Annotated in this window: 18 protein-coding genes; 3 read left to right on the plus strand and 15 right to left on the minus strand. The window is 72.2% G+C overall.

All coding sequences use genetic code 11. From position 1 onward, the window contains the following. Window position 1: 1 nt before the first annotated feature. Complete coding sequence (locus CFK38_RS15990) at window positions 2-955, plus strand: NAD(P)H-quinone oxidoreductase (RefSeq protein ID WP_157773598.1); 954 nt, start codon at window positions 2-4, stop codon at window positions 953-955. Here the strand turns inward: CFK38_RS15990 and CFK38_RS15995 are convergent, their stop codons facing one another. Both CFK38_RS15995 and serS read right to left on the minus strand, forming a co-directional pair. Further along, the gene (locus CFK38_RS15995) at window positions 956-1828 is read right to left on the minus strand and encodes an HAD family hydrolase (RefSeq protein WP_096804412.1); all 873 of its coding nucleotides are present in this window, start codon (window positions 1826-1828) and stop codon (window positions 956-958) included. A 103-nt stretch (window positions 1829-1931) separates the two neighbouring features. Continuing rightward, complete coding sequence (gene serS, locus CFK38_RS16000; RefSeq protein ID WP_096803968.1) at window positions 1932-3203, minus strand: serine--tRNA ligase; 1272 nt, start codon at window positions 3201-3203, stop codon at window positions 1932-1934. A gap of 44 nt (window positions 3204-3247) precedes the next feature. On the opposite strand from serS, the gene CFK38_RS16005 reads away from it, so the two are divergent. Beyond that, window positions 3248-4429: a diacylglycerol/lipid kinase family protein gene (locus CFK38_RS16005; protein ID WP_096803969.1), complete on the plus strand. Its 1182-nt coding sequence runs from the start codon at window positions 3248-3250 to the stop codon at window positions 4427-4429. Here the strand turns inward: CFK38_RS16005 and CFK38_RS16010 are convergent, their stop codons facing one another. The 10 genes from CFK38_RS16010 to CFK38_RS16055 form a co-directional block, all read right to left on the minus strand. Beyond that, a complete protein-coding gene (locus CFK38_RS16010) occupies window positions 4430-5377 on the minus strand; it encodes a universal stress protein (protein ID WP_096803970.1) in 948 nt (315 codons plus the stop codon). Between the two features lie 137 nt (window positions 5378-5514). Next, on the minus strand, window positions 5515-6462 hold the full coding sequence (locus CFK38_RS16015; RefSeq protein ID WP_096803971.1) for a universal stress protein: 948 nt from the start codon (window positions 6460-6462) through the stop codon (window positions 5515-5517). A 119-nt stretch (window positions 6463-6581) separates the two neighbouring features. After that, the gene (locus CFK38_RS16020) at window positions 6582-7121 is read right to left on the minus strand and encodes a YdeI/OmpD-associated family protein (RefSeq protein WP_096803972.1); all 540 of its coding nucleotides are present in this window, start codon (window positions 7119-7121) and stop codon (window positions 6582-6584) included. Window positions 7122-7172: 51 nt separating this feature from the next. Further along, the gene (gene pheA, locus CFK38_RS16025; RefSeq protein WP_096803973.1) at window positions 7173-8150 is read right to left on the minus strand and encodes a prephenate dehydratase; all 978 of its coding nucleotides are present in this window, start codon (window positions 8148-8150) and stop codon (window positions 7173-7175) included. Window positions 8151-8166: 16 nt separating this feature from the next. Beyond that, a complete protein-coding gene (locus CFK38_RS16030; RefSeq protein WP_096803974.1) occupies window positions 8167-8712 on the minus strand; it encodes a GNAT family N-acetyltransferase in 546 nt (181 codons plus the stop codon). Between the two features lie 27 nt (window positions 8713-8739). Further along, the gene (locus CFK38_RS16035; protein WP_096804413.1) at window positions 8740-10290 is read right to left on the minus strand and encodes an HNH endonuclease signature motif containing protein; all 1551 of its coding nucleotides are present in this window, start codon (window positions 10288-10290) and stop codon (window positions 8740-8742) included. Window positions 10291-10558: 268 nt separating this feature from the next. Next, a complete protein-coding gene (locus CFK38_RS16040; protein WP_157773514.1) occupies window positions 10559-11074 on the minus strand; it encodes a GNAT family N-acetyltransferase in 516 nt (171 codons plus the stop codon). Continuing rightward, entirely contained in the window at window positions 11071-11586 is a 516-nt protein-coding gene (locus CFK38_RS16045; protein WP_157773515.1) for a GNAT family N-acetyltransferase, read from the minus strand. Before CFK38_RS16045 ends, CFK38_RS16040 begins: the two co-directional genes overlap by 4 nt. Further along, complete coding sequence (locus CFK38_RS16050) at window positions 11583-12017, minus strand: GntR family transcriptional regulator (RefSeq protein WP_245851134.1); 435 nt, start codon at window positions 12015-12017, stop codon at window positions 11583-11585. Before CFK38_RS16050 ends, CFK38_RS16045 begins: the two co-directional genes overlap by 4 nt. After that, window positions 12017-12574, minus strand: coding sequence for a hypothetical protein (locus tag CFK38_RS16055; RefSeq protein WP_157773516.1), 558 nt, complete (start codon window positions 12572-12574; stop codon window positions 12017-12019). Before CFK38_RS16055 ends, CFK38_RS16050 begins: the two co-directional genes overlap by 1 nt. A gap of 80 nt (window positions 12575-12654) precedes the next feature. Here CFK38_RS16055 and CFK38_RS16060 point away from each other — a divergent pair, with 80 nt between their 5' ends. Continuing rightward, a complete protein-coding gene (locus tag CFK38_RS16060) occupies window positions 12655-14670 on the plus strand; it encodes a hypothetical protein (RefSeq protein ID WP_245851136.1) in 2016 nt (671 codons plus the stop codon). A gap of 14 nt (window positions 14671-14684) precedes the next feature. On the opposite strand, the gene CFK38_RS16065 is transcribed toward CFK38_RS16060, so the two are convergent. From CFK38_RS16065 to CFK38_RS16075, 3 genes are read right to left on the minus strand one after another with little or no spacing between them, the layout of a single operon-like run. Beyond that, the gene (locus CFK38_RS16065; protein ID WP_096803976.1) at window positions 14685-15260 is read right to left on the minus strand and encodes a nitroreductase family protein; all 576 of its coding nucleotides are present in this window, start codon (window positions 15258-15260) and stop codon (window positions 14685-14687) included. Beyond that, a complete protein-coding gene (locus CFK38_RS17830; protein ID WP_096803977.1) occupies window positions 15257-16654 on the minus strand; it encodes a glycosyltransferase family 2 protein in 1398 nt (465 codons plus the stop codon). Before CFK38_RS17830 ends, CFK38_RS16065 begins: the two co-directional genes overlap by 4 nt. Then, window positions 16651-17481 carry a DUF5926 family protein gene (locus CFK38_RS16075; RefSeq protein ID WP_096803978.1) on the minus strand — a complete coding sequence of 277 codons (831 nt, stop codon included), beginning with the start codon at window positions 17479-17481 and terminating at the stop codon, window positions 16651-16653. Before CFK38_RS16075 ends, CFK38_RS17830 begins: the two co-directional genes overlap by 4 nt. Window positions 17482-17508: the final 27 nt, after the last annotated feature.

Below are 17508 nucleotides of genomic sequence, written 5' to 3' on the forward strand. Positions count from 1 at the left end.
CATGCGCGCGATGACCATCACCGAGGACCACCGCCTCGAGCTCGCCGAGCTGCCCGAGCCGGTCCCGGCCCCCGGCGAGGTGCTGGTCGACGTGGTCGGCGCGGGCGTGAACCGCGCCGATCTCGCCCAGGTCGCCGGGAAGTACCCGCCGCCGCCCGGCGCCTCCGAGCTGCCGGGGCTGGAGGTCTCCGGCCACCGCCGCGACACCGGCGAGCCGGTCGTGGCGCTCCTGGCCGGCGGCGGCTACGCGGAGGTGGTCGCCGTCCCCGAGCCGCAGCTGCTCCCCGCACCGCAGGGCCGTGACCTGGTCGAGGCCGCGGGCGTGATCGAGGTGTGCGCGACCGTGATCTCGAACCTGGTGATCGAGGCCGGGCTGGCCGAGGGCGAGACGGTGCTGATCCACGGCGGCACCGGCGGGATCGGCACCGTCGCGATCCAGCTGGCCCGGCACCTCGGCGCCCGGGTGCTCACCACGGCCGGCTCCGACGAGGCGCTCCCGGCCGTGCGCGAGCTCGGCGCGGACATGGCCTGGAACCGGCACTCCACGGATCTGCTGGCGGCGGTGCGGGAGACCGGCGGGGCGGACGTGATCCTCGACGTGGTGGGTGGGCCGACGCTCGGCGAGAACGTGCGGATGCTGCGCGAGCACGGGCGTCTGGTCATCATCGGCACCCTCGGCGGCGCCACCGGCGAGCTGCCGATCGGGCTGCTGATGGGCAAGCGCGCCCGCGTCATCGGCACCACCCTGCGCTCCCGCCCCACCGAGGCCAAGCGCCAGATCCTCGAGGCCGCCGAGGCGCTGGTCTGGCCGCTGCTGGCCTCGGGCGAGCTGCAGATCCCGATCCATGCCCGCATGCCGCTCGAGCACGCTGCGGAGGCTCATGCCGTGCTCCGCGAGGGCGGCCATCTGGGCAAGATCGTCCTGCAGGTCGCACCGCCCGCGCGCCGGGGCTGATCAGTCCAGCAGCTGTTCCAGCACCAGCATGGTGCCGTCCTCGAAGATCGAGTCGGTGACGACGTCGGCGACGTCCTTCACGCCCTGCGGGGCCTGGCCCATGGCCACGCCCACGCCGGCCCAGGTGAGCATCTCGACGTCGTTGAAGCCGTCGCCGACGGCGACCGTGCGGCCCGTGTCGATCTCGAGCCGTTCGCGCAGCGCGTCGAGGGCGCTGGCCTTGGAGATGCCGGGAGCGGCCATGTCGAGCCAGGCGGTCCAGCCGATCGAGTACTCGACGCCGTGCACGCCGGAGTCGGCGATGACCTTCGAGAACTCCTGCGGGGAGAGGTCCGGCACATGCACGACCACGCGCACCGCCTCGAGCTCCATCAGCTCGTCCAGATCGCTCTCGATCGCCTGGACCCCGAAGCTCGCGTCCTGGAAGCCGGCGGTGGAGCGGAACGTCCCGTCGGACATCTCCACCGCATAGTGCGCATCGGGCGCGACCTCGCGCAGGGTGCGCAGCGCATGGCCGGGCAGGAAGGAGCGGGTGTCGATGATGCGGTGACCGCCGGGGGCCTCCGGATCCATCTCGACGGTGACGGCGCCGTTGGAACAGACTGCGTAGCCGCGGGTGATCCCGGCGGTCTCGACGATCGGCAGCGTCGCCCCGAGGGAACGGCCGGTCGCGATGACGACGGTGTGCTCCTCGGCGGCCCGCTGCAGGACCCGGTGCATCTCGGGGGTCATCGCGCCGTCGTGGTCGACGAGGGTCCCGTCGACATCGAGCCCGATCAGCAGCGTCGCACCGGCCAGGCCGGTCAGGTGCTCCCCGAGGCGGGCACGGGTGGCCTCACGGTCGGTGATCGAGGTGGGGGCGGAGGTGGTCATGCCGGTCATGTCCTGCAGTGTGGCATCGGCGTGCGACGAACGGGTGAACCGTCGGTGACGAAGAGCCTCCAGCAGGCGGCGGAGCGGGGACGACGACGCCATCTCAGGCAGCGCCCCCCACGACCTCGAAGACCTCGCGCCCGCCGAGGTAGGGGCGCAGCCCCTCGGGGACCACGACCGATCCGTCGGCCTGCTGATGATTCTCGAGGATCGCCGCGAGGAAGCGGGTGGTGCCGAGCGTGCCGTTGAGGGTGGCGACCGGCCGCAGCCCGTCCTCGGTGCGCTCGCGGATGTTCAGCCGTCGCGCCTGGAACTGCGTGGTGTTCGAGGTGGAGGTCAGCTCGCGGTAGGTCGACTGCGAGGGCATCCACGCCTCGCAGTCGAACTTGCGGGCGGCGGAGGTGCCGAGATCGCCGGCGGCGGTGTCGATGATGCGGTAGGGCACGTCGATGCGGGCCATCATCTCCCGCTCCCAGTCCAGCAGCCGCTCGTGCTCCTCGTAGGAGTCCTCGATCCGGCAGTAGGAGAACATCTCCACCTTGTGGAACTGGTGGACGCGGATGATGCCGCGGGTGTCCTTGCCGTAGCTGCCGGCCTCGCGGCGATAGCAGGCGCTCCAGCCGGCGTAGCGCAGCGGGCCGTCGGAGAGGTCGATGACCTCGTCCTTGTGGTAGCCCGCCAGCGCCACCTCGCTGGTGCCGACGAGGTAGAGATCATCACCCTTGTCCAGGTGGTAGACCTCATCGGCGTGCTCGCCGAGGAAGCCGGTGCCCTCCATCGATTCGGGCAGCACCAGGGTGGGGGTGATCATCGGCGTGAACCCGGCCTTCGTGGCCTGGTCGATCGCGGAGTTCAGGATCGCCAGCTCCAGCTGGGCCCCGATGCCGCGCAGGAAGTAGAAGCGGGCGCCGGAGACCTTCGCGCCGCGGGCCATGTCGATCGCCCTGAGCCCCTCGGCGATCTCGAGGTGATCCTTGACCGGATGCTCGAAGCGCGGCACCTCACCGACGTGCTCGCGCACGGTGAAGTCGTCCTCGAGACCCTCGGGGGCTCCCTCGGAGAGGTTCGGGATCTCCCGCAGCGCCGCATCGCGGGTGGTCAGCGCCTCGCCGGCCTCGGCCTCGAGCCGCTTGACATCGGCCGCGAGCTGCTTGACCTCGGCCAGCAGCGCCTGCTTCTGCTCGCCCTGCGCCTGGGCGACCTGCTTGCCGAAGGCCTTCTGCTCGGCGCGCGCGGACTCGAAGGCCGCGGTCATCTCGCGCCAGCGGACGTCGGCCTCCAGCACCGCGTCCACGGCGGCGGGGTCACGTCGGCGCGCCCGCTGGGCGTCACGGACAGCTTCAGGGTTCTCGCGCAGGTGCCGCAGATCGATCATCGACCCAGACTACCCGCGCACAGGCGTGCCGTTACTCTGACGACATGGACCACACTCTGCTGCTGCTGAGCATCACCACGGTGGTCATCGCCGTGATCACCATCGTGCTGCTGGTCGTGGTGCTGCGCCATCTGGGCCGCCACCGTCGCGAGCTCGCCGCGCTCACGGCGGCCGCCGAAGGGCACGAGGTCCACGCCCGCGCCTCCGAGACCTCCGGAGGCGCGGAGGACGGGTCGGCGGGCCCGTCGGCCGACGACTCCCTGCACAGGGTCGCCGTGGTGCTGAACCCCTCGAAGTTCGAGGAGACCGACACCTTCCACCGGAAGATCACCGATGTGGTCGAGCGGATCGAGGGTGCCGAGGTCGTCTTCTACGAGACCACGATCGAGGATCCCGGCACGGGCCAGACGGAGCAGGCCGTCGCGGACGGCGCCGATCTGGTGGTGGCCGCCGGCGGCGACGGGACGGTGCGCCTGGTCGCCTCGGTGCTGGCCGGCACCGACACCCGGATGGGCATCATCCCCGCCGGCACCGGGAACCTGCTGGCCCGCAACGTCGAGGTCCCGCTGGATGACCCCACCGCAGCGATGATCGCCGCGCTGACCGGCACGGACCGACAGGTCGACGTGGGCTGGCTGCGCATCGGCGACTCGATCGCCGCCGCCCGCTCCGCGGAGCGGCAGATCTTCCTGGTGATCGCCGGATTCGGGGCCGATGCGGAGATGATCGGCTATACCGATCCGGAGATGAAGAAGCGGATCGGCTGGATCGCCTACATCTTCGGCGGGATCCGCACCGTGCTGGGCCGCTCGGTGGACGTCGTCGTGCAGCTGCCCGACGAGACCCGTCACGCGCACAAGGCGCGCACCGTGCTGCTGGGCAATGTCGGCAAGCTGCCCGGCGGCTTCGTGCTGATGCCGGATGCGACGATCGACAACGGCCTGCTCGAGGTGGTCGTGGCCGGATGGCGCGGCGCCGCCGGCTTCAGCCAGGTCGCCGCCCAGGTCGTGAACCCGAAGCTCACCCCGAAGTTCGGTCCGAAGCTCGCGAGCATGGACCGCTACCTGACCACCGGGATCCAGGTGACCACCACGAAGCCGCAGCCGGTGCAGCTCGACGGGGACACCGATGCCGAGGCCACCCACATGATCGCGACCGTCGATCCCGGCGTGCTGCGCCTGCGGGTCCCGGAGGCCAAGGGTGCCAAGGGGGCGAAGAAGGCCTGATCACCCCACCCGCTCATCGCGCAGCGGCGGGACCACCATGATCGGTCGCCGAGCCCGGTGCAGCGTCGCCCGGGAGACCGAACCGAGCAGCGCGCTGGCGACGGTGCCGCGGCCGTGGGAACCGACCACGACCAGCTGCGCCTCGGGCACCGCGGCGTGGAGGACCTCGCCGGCCGCACCGATCCGGACAGCACCCGTGATCTCGATGCCGGGCACGTGCTCGGCGATCCGCGCGGCCTCCTCCTGCAGCTCCTCTTCGAGATCGGCCCGCCGCCCTTCGACGAGGTCGGAGGCGTCGCGCAGCTGGGACGGGAACCAGTATTCGCCGGTGTCGGGCGTCTGCATGGCGGTCACCAGCACCAGGGAGGTGCCGCGGTCGGCCGCTTCCTGCGCCGCATGCAGGGCGGCACGGCGCCCATGGGCCGACCCGTCGACACCGACGACCACCGGACCGTCGCTGAGCTCCGCCTCGGCCGGGACCATCACGGTGGGGCACTGCGCATGCGCCGGCAGTGTCATCGACACGGACCCCAGCACCCGGCCGAGGAAGCCGCCCCGCCCGCGGGCGCCGACGACCACCAGGTGCGCCTTCGCGGAGGCGTCGACGAGGGCTCCGACGGAGTGCCCCTCCATCGCCAGGTAGGTGACCTCTCCGCGGTGCCCGGCGAGCCGCGTCGCGGCGTCCTCCAGCACGGCGGCGGCCTCCCGCTTGCCGGCCCCCTCCTCGTTCGACGGTGGGAGCGAGGCGTAGTTGACGTAGAGCGGGAAGGGGGACTTGTACGCGGTGATGACGGTGAGCGGGGCACCACGGCGGGCGGCGACGGCGGCACCGTAGTCCAGCGCCAGCTCGGAGTTCGGCGAGCCGTCGAATCCGACCACGATGCCGAGATCGCGTGTGGAGAGGTCGAAGGGGATCTCGCGCAGCTCAGGGTGATCGTCGATCAACATGGCAGTTCCTCCGCGAGGCTGCCGGTGAGGACGATGATGACGCCCCGCTCCCGAGTCCCGAGTCTCGAGTTCATCCTCGTCGTGTCCCAGCGTACGTCGGACCGGAGGTCATGCCCAGGACAGAGGTCCTCGGGCGATCAGTCCGCGCGGTCGTCCGCCCGCGGCGGCACCACCATGACCGGTCGCCGGGCTCCGTGCAGCATCGCCCGGGAGACCGAGCCGAGCAGGGCGCTGGCCACGCGGCCGCGGCCGTGGGAGCCGACGACGAGCAGCTGCGCCCCGCGCTCCGCATCGTGGAGCACGGCAGCGGCCGCCCCCCGCCGGACCTCGCCGGTGATCTCGATGCCGGGCACGCGCTCCAGGAGCCACGCGATCTCCTGCTGCAGACGATCCTGGAGCTCGGTCCGGTGCTCCTCGACGAGCTCCGCAGCATCGCCGGGGCGCAGCGGGAACCAGTACTCGCCGCTGTCCGGCGTCTGCAGCGCGGTCACCAGCACCAGGGAGGTGCCGCGGTCGGCCGCTTCCTGCGCCGCCTGCAGCGCGGCACGACGACCGTGCTGCGAGCCATCGACACCGACGACCACCGGACCGTCGCAGGGCTCCGACGCAGCGGGGATCACCACGGTGGGGCACCGAGCGTACGAGGGCAGCGCCATGGACACCGACCCCAGCACCCGGCCGAGGAAGCCGCCCCGCCCGCGGGCGCCGACGACCACCAGCTGCGCCGACGCGGAGACGTCGGCAAGGGCTCCGACGGAGTCACCCTCGATGGCCAGGTAGGAGACCGTGCCGGGATGCTCCGTCAGCCGCTGCGCGGCCCCGCCCAGCACCGCCTCGGCCTGCTGCCTCCGTGCCACGTCCTCGGGGTCCGGCGGCAGCTCGTCGTCGGTGGGGTATCCCGGGATCGTGGGCCGGTAGGTGATCACGACGGTGAGCGGGCAGCCGCGGCGCGCGGCGACGGCGGCGCCGTGGTCCAGTGCCAGCTCGGAGTTCGGTGAGCCGTCGAATCCGACCACGATGCCGAGATCGCGCGCGGCGGGGTCACCGGGGGTCGAGGGGTGATTCGGCTGAGCAGCGCTGTGCATGTCTGATCCTCCGCGGGGCTGCCGGCACGGACGACGATGGCGCCCCGCTGTCGAGTCCACCTCGTCGCCTCTCACCCTAGTTCACCCTCTGACCCCGATTCCGGCACAGGTCCCCGCGATCAGTCCTTCAGCCTGCCGCTGCGGGCCAGCTCCGGATCGGTGCAGGAGGCGAGGTCGAAGCAGCAGGGGCGGCGCTTCCCGCCGCGCAGCTTGTCGATCGAGACCTCGACGCGGCGGGCGCGGGTGTCGGGATTCCGGGTCGCGCCGACCCAGCGCACCCATTCCCAGCGCGCCATGGGCGTGATCGACGCCCAGGTCGGGGCCAGGTCGTCGGCGTCCTCGAGGGCGGCGCCCAGATCGCTCGGGATCTCCGGCTCGGGCCAGGCCGCCGTCGGCGTGAGCGTGAACTCGACGGCGGTGCCCTCCTCGAGGTCGAGCTCGTCCCGCAGCGCGTCGTCGACGCGCAGCCAGTGGCCCTTGCGACCGTCGGGCTCGACGACGGTGGTGAGCTCGTGGTCGTTCAGCACGGCCTCGACGGCGACCTGGCCGCGGGAGGGCAGCGCGGCACTGGCCTCCTCGGGCAGAGGGATGATGAGCCGCTCGTCGATCGCCCGGACAGCGGTGCTGCCGTGGACGGGGGTGGTGGTCTTCTCTGCCATCGTGCGCTCCCTCGGGTCTCGGTGTCCGGGCTCAGATCTCGGTGTCCGGGCTCAGATCTCGGTGCTCGGGTCGGTCGGGGTGATCATCTCCGTCAGTCGCTGCATCCATTCGCGGGCGTCGTCATAGGCGTGGTCGGCGAAGTCCTCGCGGACCTCGGCGCGCCGACCGTCGATGCGCGGGTAGGAGCCGAGGTAGTGCACCACCGGGCAGAGCCGATGCAGCGCCCGCAGCGCGGCGGCGACACGGCGATCCTCGATGTGGCCCTCGATGTCGAGGGAGAAGGAGTACCGGCCCAGGAAGTCGCCGATGGGACGGGACTCGATCCGGGACATGTTCACGCCGTTGGAGGTGAGGATCTCGAGCGCCTCGAGCAGCGCACCGGAGCGGTCGTGCGGCAGTTGCAGGACGAGGGTGGACTTGTCCGCGCCGGTGCGGGCCGGGATCCGTCCCTCGCGGGTGACCAGCACGAAGCGGGTGGTCGCGCCCTCGTAGTCCTCGATGCCCTCGGCGAGGACCGCGAGGCCGAAGTGCTCGGCGGCGAGCGGGGAGCAGACGGCGGCCCGGCCGCGTGCCTCGCCCGCCTCGGCGGCGGCGAGGTCGCGCGCGGCGGCCGCGGTCGAGGAGGCGGCGGCGATCTGCGCGCCGGGCACCTGCTCCCGCAGCCAGCCCTGGACCTGCGCCTGGGCGTGCGGATGGGAGGAGACGCTGGTCAGCTGGTCCAGCGCGGTGTCCTCCCGGGCCGCGAGCACGAAGGTGATCTGCACGGTCTGCTCGGAGACGATGGTGATGGAGTCCGTCGCGGCGAGGACGTCGAGGGTGCCGGAGACCCCGCCCTCGACGGAGTTCTCGATCGGGGCCATGAGGGCGTCGATGTCGCCGGCCAGCAGGTCGGCGGCGGCGGTGGCGACGGAGGAGAAGGGCACCATCTCCGCGGCGGTGGCGTCGAACTCCTCGGGCATGACCGCGAGGGCCTGCAGGAGTGCCTGGTGGGTGAAGGTCGTCTCGGGACCGAGGAATCCGTACCGCATGGGGAAAGGGTAGCGCTCAGGCGTGGGGACGAGGCCCCTCACCGATCCAGTAGCGACGCTTGCCGTCACGGACGTCCTCGAGCTCGCCGCCGGCCTTCTCGATGGTGCGGCGGGAGCCGTGGTTGTCGTCGTCGCAGGTGACCAGCACCGGGTCGATGCCCAGCCGCTCCGCGTCGGCGAGCGCGAGCTCGAGGGCGGCGGAGGCGATCCCCTGGCGCCTGGCCGAGGGCCGCACCGAATAGCCGATGTGGCCGCCCTGCGCGAGCAGGAACGCATTCAGCCGGTGCCGGGTCGCGATGAATCCGAGCATCTCCTCGGTCTCGGCGTCGATGATCCAGCGGCTGGTGCAGTGCACCCAGCCGTCGGCGAGCTCGGTGTCCGAGTCCTCCTCGGCGAGGCGGGCGGTGACGAACTCGATGACATCGCCGTCGGCGACGGGAGGCTGCTGCGGATCACGGATGCCTGACCCGCCGATCGCGGTGCCGGCGAAGTCGGCTATGCAGTCGAGGTACTCGGAGTACCGGGTCACGGACGGGGGCACGAGGCGGATGGTGCGCGGCATCGGAACATGGTGCCATGGCGGGCCTTCTCAGAACGGCGGGTCGATGTCCCAGGACGCGCGCCGGAGGTCGTCCTCATCGAGACATGCCTCCTCGACGGCGGTGTCCACTGGTCCCCATTCCCGAAAGATCCGATCCACCTCCCCGTGGCGTTCCATCTCTTCCATCATGCAGAGCCACTGGTAGCGCTCCCAGGATTCCCTCATGGCGGTCGCGACACGGGGCGTGGCGAGGTCAGGGCGGGGTGACACCCTGGTGGTGACCAGGGGTGGGGAGCCGACGGTCCAGGTGGTGGAGCCGTCGGGTTCTCGGACCGGGTCCACGCGTCCGGCGGTCTTGAGGTCGTGATGCCCCCAGTGCAATCGGTGGAGGTTGTCGAGACTGGTGGGGCCCCCACGTTCCGGGTGCGCGTGGTCGAACTCCTCGATGTGGTCGTTCTCCGCGTCATCGGTGGTGCCCTTCGTGCAGCCGGGGACGGCGCAGCGAGGGGTGGTCAGTCGCAGGTGCTCGACCATCTCGGGAGTGGGGCGGTAGCGCTGGGCCGGGAGCGGGAGGAATGCGCCGGTGGCCGGATCGGTGAAGACCCGGTGCCAGACGGGCTCGGACTCGGCGAGCTTGCGGGCCATCGCGGCGGGCAGCGGGGTCACACCGTCAAAGGTGGCGGGGGTGTCGTCCAGGCCCATCATCGTCAGGACGGGGACCACGATGTTGATGCGGTGACGGGGGGCGGGCACCTCGACACCGGCGGTGTCCAGCAGGGTGCGGTGGATGACCGCGTAGCGCAGGGCGGCGAGGGTCATGGCGCCGCCGTCGCGGGCGACGTCCCCGTCGAGGTCGAAGGGGATCGGGGCCCCGTCCTCGAGGGCATGGCGCTGCTCGGCCTGGACCGCTTTCGCCGCGGCGTCGATCCGGCGGGCGAGGGCGAGGATCTCGGGGATCGGACCGGTCACGCGCAGGCAGGCGATGCCGTCGTCGCGTCCGCTGGACTCGACGGTGACGTCACGCGAGTGCTCCGGGCAGTGGCGCGGTTCCTCCCTCTCGAACCAGGAGACCAGCTGCCGCAGTTCGTCCTGGAATCGATCGGCGGGTATCGAGGCGAGGTCCCAGGCCGCGATGAACTCATCCGCCTGCGAGCGCTGGAACGGCGTGAAGTCACGGACCGACCTCAGCATCTTCTGATGCCAGTCCTTCGGCATGCCCCCGGCGGCGAGGCGCTCGAAGGTCCGCGGCATCTCGGCGGTGGCGACATGCGCGTCACGGATCCGGCAGGAGGCCCGGGCGGTGGTGGTGCGCAGGGCGATCGCGATCGCGAGGCTCCGCTCTTCGCGGTCCTCCGAGAGGTCCGGGTCCTCGTGGTCGATCCAGAACGGGGCGAGGTCCAGCAGGTGCCGGGCATGGCGCCGGGACTCCTCGCGCTCGGTCTCCATCATCCGGATGATCGCGGCGGCGTCGGCGTCGCCGGCCACGAGCTTCCCGCGCGACACCAGAGAGTCGGGAGTCAGCGGAGTGCGCGCACGAACCCGGGAGGAGGGAACAGCGTCGCCGGAGCGGCCAGCAGGATGCGGCTGGGTCACGGTCATCGTCTCCACCTCCTCGTCGTGGCGTTCGATCGCGGAATGCACGAAACACTGAATGCACAAAACACCGCGCACAAAGAACAACTCTTTCTGCGGTTCTCAGTTTATCTCGTGCGCACCCACCGACACAAGACATCCCTGCAGATGGGGATGAATTTGTGGATAACTTGCAGTGGGGAGGAATGATTGAATCCATCCACAATTTATTGCACAGTGAATCCACATTTCACGACACGCCTTGACGGCCCGGGAGTGAGGTGAACCGCGAGCCTCAGTCCTCGCGCAGATCGAGGATCCAGCGGTCCACGGCGCGCGCTGCGTCCGCCGGATGCCGTTCCCTCTCGCTCGTCTGCTGTGCGCCGACGCTCCGGGCGAGGGCGCACGACATATGATTCGTCGGGGCGATGCGCAGCACGAGCCGGGAGATCCGCACGTCCTCCCGAGCACGGGCGAGCAGGGCGCTCACGAGGTCATGGCCATGACCCCTCCCCCGGTGCGGGGCGAGAATCCAGTAGGTCAGCACGGCGTCACCGTGCTCGAGCCCCGGATCCAGCAGGTTCAGCCCGCCGCCGCCGAGGAGAACGCCGGCGCCGCCATGGGCTCCGCCGCTCATCCCTGCGAACTCCCGGATCGGACCATCGGCCCGCCAACGCGCCGCGCGCGCGAGGAAGGAGTCGAGGCTCGCCCGGCTCCACCGCTCCCCCACGATCTCCGCAGCGAGCGCCGGATCCTGGCCGGCGAGGATCGCATCGGCATGCTCGGGGCCGAGACGCTCGAGGTGGATCATGCCGCCAGTCGCGTCCCCATGATGACCTTCCCCGGCGAGAGCTCGCCGAGCACGGTCCAGCCCCGACGGCGATACAGACGATGGCCGGCACCATCCGGATCGACGTCGGTCTGCAGCAGCGCACGGTCGTGCTCGAGATCGGCCAGCAGAGCGTCGAAGAGCGCTCCCCCGAGCCCGCTGCCCCGATGCTCGGGACCGACGGCGAGTTCGACGACTTCGAAGTGGCCACCCACCCAGTCATCGGCGTCGGCCTCGATGGCCGCGTGCACCATGTCCGCCCACCACTGTCCTCGCTCGCCGGTGCACCCCCAGGCGAAGCCGAGCAGCGAGTCTCCGCCTTCGGCGGTGATGAGGCGGAAGTCTGCGCGACCGCGGTGCTGTTCCCAGAACCCGGTGCGCCATTGATGCTCATCCGCGACGGGGCCGAAGACGCTCGGCCACAGCTCGAGGATGCGATCCCGGAACGGTGCCGCCGCCGCGGCGTCGTGCTGTGCGAGACGCACCGATGTCACGCTCCCCCACCGTCCTCCCCGTTCTCCCCGGCGAGCACGGCGCGCACCGCGGCGAGGATCTCCACGTCACGGGCGCCGCGGGCGCGGGCGGCCACGATCGGGCCGGCGAACAGCGCCACCAGCCCGGCATCGATCGGCCCGCCGGATTCGCGCTCGGCGGTCGCCGCGAGCTTGCGCGCCTCCATCGCCGCGCCGGGCGCGACGGTCGTGCCCGCGCCCCTCCGGGTGAGGACGATCTGGGCCTCCTCGAGCAGCTTGTACGCGCGGGCGACCGTGCCGGGCGCGAGGCCCAGATCCCCGGCGAGCACCCGGATGGCGGGCAGCTTGTCGCCGGGCCTGAGCTCACCGGAACCGACCTGCTCGATGATCTCGCGGCGGACCTGTTCGTACGGCGGCGTCGGGTTGTTCATATCGACCACGATATGGCTCATCAGCGCGTCCCCTGCGCCGCCGCCGGGCCGTGTCCCCGGACCGCGATCTCCGGGACGGGCCCGTCGGCCGCGCCGGACCGGCGGGCGACGACCTCCGGGAAGACCACCATAGCGAGCCCGGCGGGCAGGGCGAGGAGCCCGACGAGGGCACCCGGCCCGGCGAGGGCGAGAGCGAGCCCCGTCCCCTGGCCCGGGGCGGATGCCAGACGCATCACCATCAGCCCGGCGACGGGCACGAGGGTGAGCGCGCAGGCCAGGACGACGGCGCCGAGCACCGAGGTCGAGGAGCGGCGGCGCAGCAGTATGTCCTGCGGGTCATCGCTCGGGCGACGACGGAGGATCAGCCGCAGCACGAGCACGGCGCTCACGACGAGCGGCAGCAGGCTCACCCAGATCGGCACCGTGTAGTGCGCGCCGGGGAACGGACTCGCGATGGTGCGCAGGACGCCGCCGTCGGCGCCGTCCTGCACCGTGCTGAAGTACCGGCCCGAGGTGGCGAGCGTCGTGGAGACGAACGTCACCAGCACCAGCACCCCCAGAGCGAGAGCGCTGAGCACGAGGGCGAGGTCCGGTGCAGGACAGGTGGAGGATCTGCGCAGGTCGCGGTTCCGCACCCCTCGCCCCGTAACATCGGGGCGTGCTCCAGGATCTGCTCGCCACCGTGCGCCGTGCGCCGCTCGCCGTGCTGCTCGCCGCGCTGCTGGGCCTGCTCGTGCTGGCGGGTGCCCCGTCGGCCTCCGCCGACGATCCGGACGGCCGCGCTGACCCCGTGCGCCTCGTGATCGCGACCGCCGGGCTCACCTGGGAGGACATCGACCCCGAGACCACCCCGCATCTCCAGTGCCTCGCGGACCGTTCCGGGGTCGGTGCCATGAACACCACCTCGACCAGCGTCGTCTCCACGAAGCGGCAGGGCCTGGAGACGCTGCACACCGGGTATCGGGGTCTGGCGGAGGAGGCGCCGCGCACCAGCGGCATCCCCACCCCGGCGACGGACCAGTGGGAGCGGCTCGACGTGCCGGTGAGCACGTTCGAGCTGGACGGGCGTGACGCGCCGCCCGAGACCGCCTCCACCGAGATCGCCGCCGCCCTCGGTGCCGGGGGCCTCGTCGAGGTCATCGCCCCGTCCCTCCCCCAGGCCGACGATCCCGCCCGCGAGCAGTCGCTGACCGCCCTCGACGCGACCGTCGGCGCGATCCTCGACGAGCTCGGCGGCTGCGAGGCCGCGGATCTCCCCCGCACCCTGCTGGTCTCCGTCGCGGCCACCGATCCCGAGCATCCGGAGTCCGTCGAGAATCCCGGCGCGGTCGCCTCGCGCACGGCCGGGCTGCAGGTCGCCCTCGACACGGCCTTCCCCGGACAGGCGCTCACCAGCGGCTCCACCAAGCAGACCGGGGTGGTGGTGCTCACCGATGTGCTGCCCACGATCCTCGCCTCCCACGGCGCGAGCGCCGAGGGGCTGGTCCCCGGCCAGCCGTTCCGCGGCACCGAGCACGCAGATCCGCTGCAGCTGGCGCTGGACCGCTCGCAGGCCGCGGAGCAGGTCGATGCCGCCACCGTCCCCGCGCTCGGCTCCTGGTTCGTGCTCGGCGCGATCGGGATCGTGATCGTGCTGGTCCCGCCGCTGGCGCGGCGGCCACGGCTCGCCGTCGTCGGCCGTGGCCTCGCGGCGATCGCGCCGCTGCCGCTGGCCCTGGGGCTGTTCGCCTCCCTGGTGCCCTGGTGGCGGGCGGAGCAGCCGACCCTCGCGCTGACCGGCGTGATCTGGGCGGGCGGGGCGCTGCTGTCGGTGCTGGTGCTGGCCGGTCCCTGGCGGCATCACCGGCTGGGTCCGGTGGGTGTCTCGGCGGCGCTGGTCGCGCTGCTGATCCTCGGGGAGTCCGCCACCGGGTCCCGGTTCCAGCTGTCCTCGCCGCTGGGGGCGCAGCCGATCTCCGGCGGGCGCTTCTACGGACTCTCGAACCACCTGTTCGGGATGGTGCTGGCGGCGTCGCTGATGGCACTGCTGTGCCTGTTCACGGTGGTGCGCACCGCGCGCGCGAGGACGGTGTGGACGGTGGTGGTCGGCGGTCTGGTCGCGCTCGTGTGCGTCGCCCCGTCGATGGGCGCGGACTTCGGCTCGATGCTGGCCACGGTCCCCACCTTCGGGCTGCTGGCGCTGCTGGTCTCCGGGATCCGGCCGCGGCTGTGGCACCTGCTGGCCCTCGGGGTGGGCGGCGCGGTCGCGGTGCTCGGGGTGTCGTTCCTGGACTGGCTGCGGCCGGCGGAGGAGCGCACGCATCTGGGGCGCTTCATCGATGAGCTGCTCAGCGGTGAGCTGCTCGACGTGGTCATCCGCAAGCTCGCTCAGAACGTGGCGATGACCACCGGCTATCCCGCGCTCGCGGCGGTCATGCTGTGCGCGGTCGTCGCCTCGGTCGCGATCCTGCTCCCGGGCCGGCTCCGCTGGCGGCGACTGGCGGCGCTGGATGCCGCGCATCCCGCCTCCTACCCGGTGCGGGTGGCGCTGGTGGCCGGGGCGTGGATCGGCTACGCGGTCAACGACACCGGACCGGTGCTGGTCGCGGCCATGCTCGGGATCTGGCTGTGCCACCTGCCCGCGGTGCTGCCCGACCCCGCCTCTGACTCCGCGTCCCGGGCGCCCACGGGCTGAGCGATCCCCCGGACCTACCGCGGCATCCGGCCCAGGAACTGCTGCGGATCCAGGGCGGGGCGGTGCGAGGTCTGCAGCCGACGGCGGAAGGACTCGTCGATGCTGCCGACGTACAACCAGCCCAGCAGCTGCTCCGTCTCGGCGAGCCCGTGCGCGGCGCGGACCTCGTCGCTGTCCGCCAGCACGCCGGTGCGCCACATGACGCCCCATCCCGCCCGCCACAGCGCCAGCTCGAGCAGATGGCCCGCGCCCGCGGCCACCGCGAGCTGCTCCCAGCGCGGCACCTTCGGGTGCTCCCTCGGGCTCGCGACGATCGCGATCAGGAGTTCGGCGCGGAAGGGCTTGCGGTTGTGGTCCCCGTGCTCACGCACCACGCCGCCCGCCGCGTCCAGTGCCTCGCCCAGAGTCCTGCGGTCCTCGCCGCGCAGCAGGAGGAGCCTCCAGGGGCGCAGCGCCTTGTGATCGGCCACGGGGGTGACCGCCGCGAGGAGCTCGGCCAGCTCCGCATCGGTCGGCGTCTCGGGCCCCACCTTGGAGACCGAGCGCCGGGTCGCCATCGCCTCGAGCACCGGGTCGGAGAAGAACCTCATCGCTCGGTGCCCTCGGCCTCGTCCTCCGCCTCGTCCTGCGCCTCGTTCTCCGCCTCCACTGCGGCGTGCACGACCAGGGAGGTGTACTCGTCGGGGGTGAGGGGCGCGGACAGGGAGTCCGGGATCTCGGGCTCGTCCAGCTCGAGGTGGGAGGCGATGATCACCGCATGCTCCGGGGCGAAGCGGGCGGCGACCGGGGCGTCATGGAGCCGGACGGCGAGCATCTCGAGGTCGATGCCGGCGAGGAGGACGATGTCGTCGGGGGCGAAGTCGTCCTCGACCGGCAGGTCGCGCAGCAGCGCGTCGAACTCGGCCACGTCCACGTCGCCCAGCGCCCGGGTCTCGTCATCGGAGAATTCGCCCGAGACGGGGAGGTCGGCCAGCGTGGCCCGGCGTCCGTCGGCGCGAGCGGCGGCGGCCGCGACGTCCTGCTCGGGGACGACGGTCCAGGTCTTCTCCTGGTCGTGGTCGGTGGGCCCGGCCGGCAGCGGGGTCTCCTCCGGCTCCTCGAGGGTGGAGCGCTGGGCCTCGCCGAGAGCGGCGTCCTCGAGCTCCGCGTCCTCGAGGTCCGCGGGCAGGTGGCGCTTGCGGGCCAGGGCCCGCACCACGTCGCGCAGCTGGGCGGCGCGGTGCAGCTGGCCGCGCAGATCCTTGCCGGTGGCGCGGTGGTGGAGCTGGGCGGGGATCTCCTTGACCCAGAACCCGGCGGAGAGCGCGTCGATCGTCAGCGAGGTCTCCACGCCCCAGCCCGGGGCGAGCGGGAGGCAGGCCTCCCAGGTCTCGCGGGTGATGCAGCGCGTGCCGGACAGCGGCTGGGTCGGCTCCCAGCCGGTGGCGCGCTGGATGCCGCGACGGGCGGTGCGCACCACGATGCCCATCCCGCTCGCGCCGTCCTGCGGGGGCAGCAGGGCGATCGCCATGTCCACGCCCTCGTCGAGCACCGCGTCCACCAGCGGCTGCGCGGCCTCGGCGGTCTCGGTCATGTCGGCGTCGAGGAACAGCAGGGCGCGGGGCACGGTGTCGGTCGGATCGATCACCGGCAGCGGGCCGGTGTGGCCGGGCACCCGCGGCTCGGCATGCAGCTCCTCGGAGAAGTCGGTCCCGCCATCAGCACGTTCGGCGCCCTCGCGGATCGCGACCAGCTGGGCGCCGGTGGCCATCGCCGCCGCCTTGCCGCGGTTCGTCTTGTGCCGCACCACCAGGGCGCCGGCCCCCATCGCGACGGCGGAGGTGGCGTCGGTGGAGCCGTCGTCGACGACGATCGCCAGGTCCACTCCCGTGATCCGGCGGGCGGACGCGATGGTCGCCTCGATCCGCTCCGCCTCGTTCTTGGCGGGGATCACGACGGCCACGCGCTCGGGACGGTGCGCGGTCAGCGGCCCCGCGGCGCTCATCGCAGCGTCACCTGTCGTGCCACGATGCCGCCGCGCGCCCGTCGCTCCAGGGCGGTCAGCGGCTCGGTCACGGCCAGCGCCTCCTCGAAGCGGGACCGGAAGGCCGCCGCCTCGGCCTCGACGCCCTCGGCGCCGCAGCCCTTGGGCAGGTCCCACACCGGGATGGTGAGGCCCTCGGCGCGGAAGGAGCCGACGTACTTGGTGCCCTCGCCGAGGGCGGACTCCCGACGGGCGTGGAGGCGGGCGACCGCATCGATCACCTTCTCCTCGTCGGCGTCCAGCACCCAGCGCAGGTGCTCCTTGGCACCGGCGTCGACCCAGTAGGCGTGGGGCAGGCCCGCCACCGCACGGGTGGGCATGATCGAGTCGTTCGCCTGGGTGATCGCGGCCTCGATCTCGCCGGTGCGCTCGGCGCTGGGATCGAGCCAGAACTCGAAGGTGTCCTGCACCTGGATCTCGAAGGGGCCCTCGAGGTCCAGGATGTCCTGCAGGCGCGGGGCGTCCTCGTCGAGGGTCACCGTGGTGATCGGGTTGCCGGGCTCGAGAGCGGCGGCGAGCCTGATCGCCTGGCCGATCCCGCGGGAGAGGTCGCCGCCGGGGTAGCCGGCCTGGATGCCGACGGTGACGGAACCGTCGGTGCGGCGCACGGCGGGCCAGGCCATCGGCAGGATCGTCGCGATCTCGACGTCGAGGGAGCCGTACTCGGCGGTGGTCTTCGCGGCCATGGTCGCCGCCGGGATCAGCTGCCGCATCGCCACCAGGTCCTGCTCATGGGGCAGGCCCTGGAAGGGACGGCGGACCAGGTCGTTGCTCGAGGTGGGACTCATGGTGGGAAGTCTACCGACCGCAGGCAC

This window comes from Brachybacterium vulturis (assembly GCF_002407185.1).
GTDB classification, from domain to species: domain Bacteria; phylum Actinomycetota; class Actinomycetes; order Actinomycetales; family Dermabacteraceae; genus Brachybacterium; species Brachybacterium vulturis.

Bases quoted from the DNA above. Each gene is read 5' to 3' on its own strand.
- CFK38_RS15990 (WP_157773598.1), top strand. From the start codon at position 2: ATGCGCGCGATGACCATCACCGAGGACCACCGCCTCGAGCTCGCCGAG.
- CFK38_RS15995 (WP_096804412.1), bottom strand. From the start codon at position 1,828: ATGACCACCTCCGCCCCCACCTCGATCACCGACCGTGAGGCCACCCGT.
- serS (WP_096803968.1), bottom strand. From the start codon at position 3,203: ATGATCGATCTGCGGCACCTGCGCGAGAACCCTGAAGCTGTCCGTGAC.
- CFK38_RS16005 (WP_096803969.1), top strand. From the start codon at position 3,248: ATGGACCACACTCTGCTGCTGCTGAGCATCACCACGGTGGTCATCGCC.
- CFK38_RS16010 (WP_096803970.1), bottom strand. From the start codon at position 5,377: ATGTTGATCGACGATCACCCTGAGCTGCGCGAGATCCCCTTCGACCTC.
- CFK38_RS16015 (WP_096803971.1), bottom strand. From the start codon at position 6,462: ATGCACAGCGCTGCTCAGCCGAATCACCCCTCGACCCCCGGTGACCCC.
- CFK38_RS16020 (WP_096803972.1), bottom strand. From the start codon at position 7,121: ATGGCAGAGAAGACCACCACCCCCGTCCACGGCAGCACCGCTGTCCGG.
- pheA (WP_096803973.1), bottom strand. From the start codon at position 8,150: ATGCGGTACGGATTCCTCGGTCCCGAGACGACCTTCACCCACCAGGCA.
- CFK38_RS16030 (WP_096803974.1), bottom strand. From the start codon at position 8,712: ATGCCGCGCACCATCCGCCTCGTGCCCCCGTCCGTGACCCGGTACTCC.
- CFK38_RS16035 (WP_096804413.1), bottom strand. From the start codon at position 10,290: ATGACCGTGACCCAGCCGCATCCTGCTGGCCGCTCCGGCGACGCTGTT.
- CFK38_RS16040 (WP_157773514.1), bottom strand. From the start codon at position 11,074: ATGATCCACCTCGAGCGTCTCGGCCCCGAGCATGCCGATGCGATCCTC.
- CFK38_RS16050 (WP_245851134.1), bottom strand. From the start codon at position 12,017: ATGAGCCATATCGTGGTCGATATGAACAACCCGACGCCGCCGTACGAA.
- CFK38_RS16065 (WP_096803976.1), bottom strand. From the start codon at position 15,260: ATGAGGTTCTTCTCCGACCCGGTGCTCGAGGCGATGGCGACCCGGCGC.
- CFK38_RS17830 (WP_096803977.1), bottom strand. From the start codon at position 16,654: ATGAGCGCCGCGGGGCCGCTGACCGCGCACCGTCCCGAGCGCGTGGCC.
- CFK38_RS16075 (WP_096803978.1), bottom strand. From the start codon at position 17,481: ATGAGTCCCACCTCGAGCAACGACCTGGTCCGCCGTCCCTTCCAGGGC.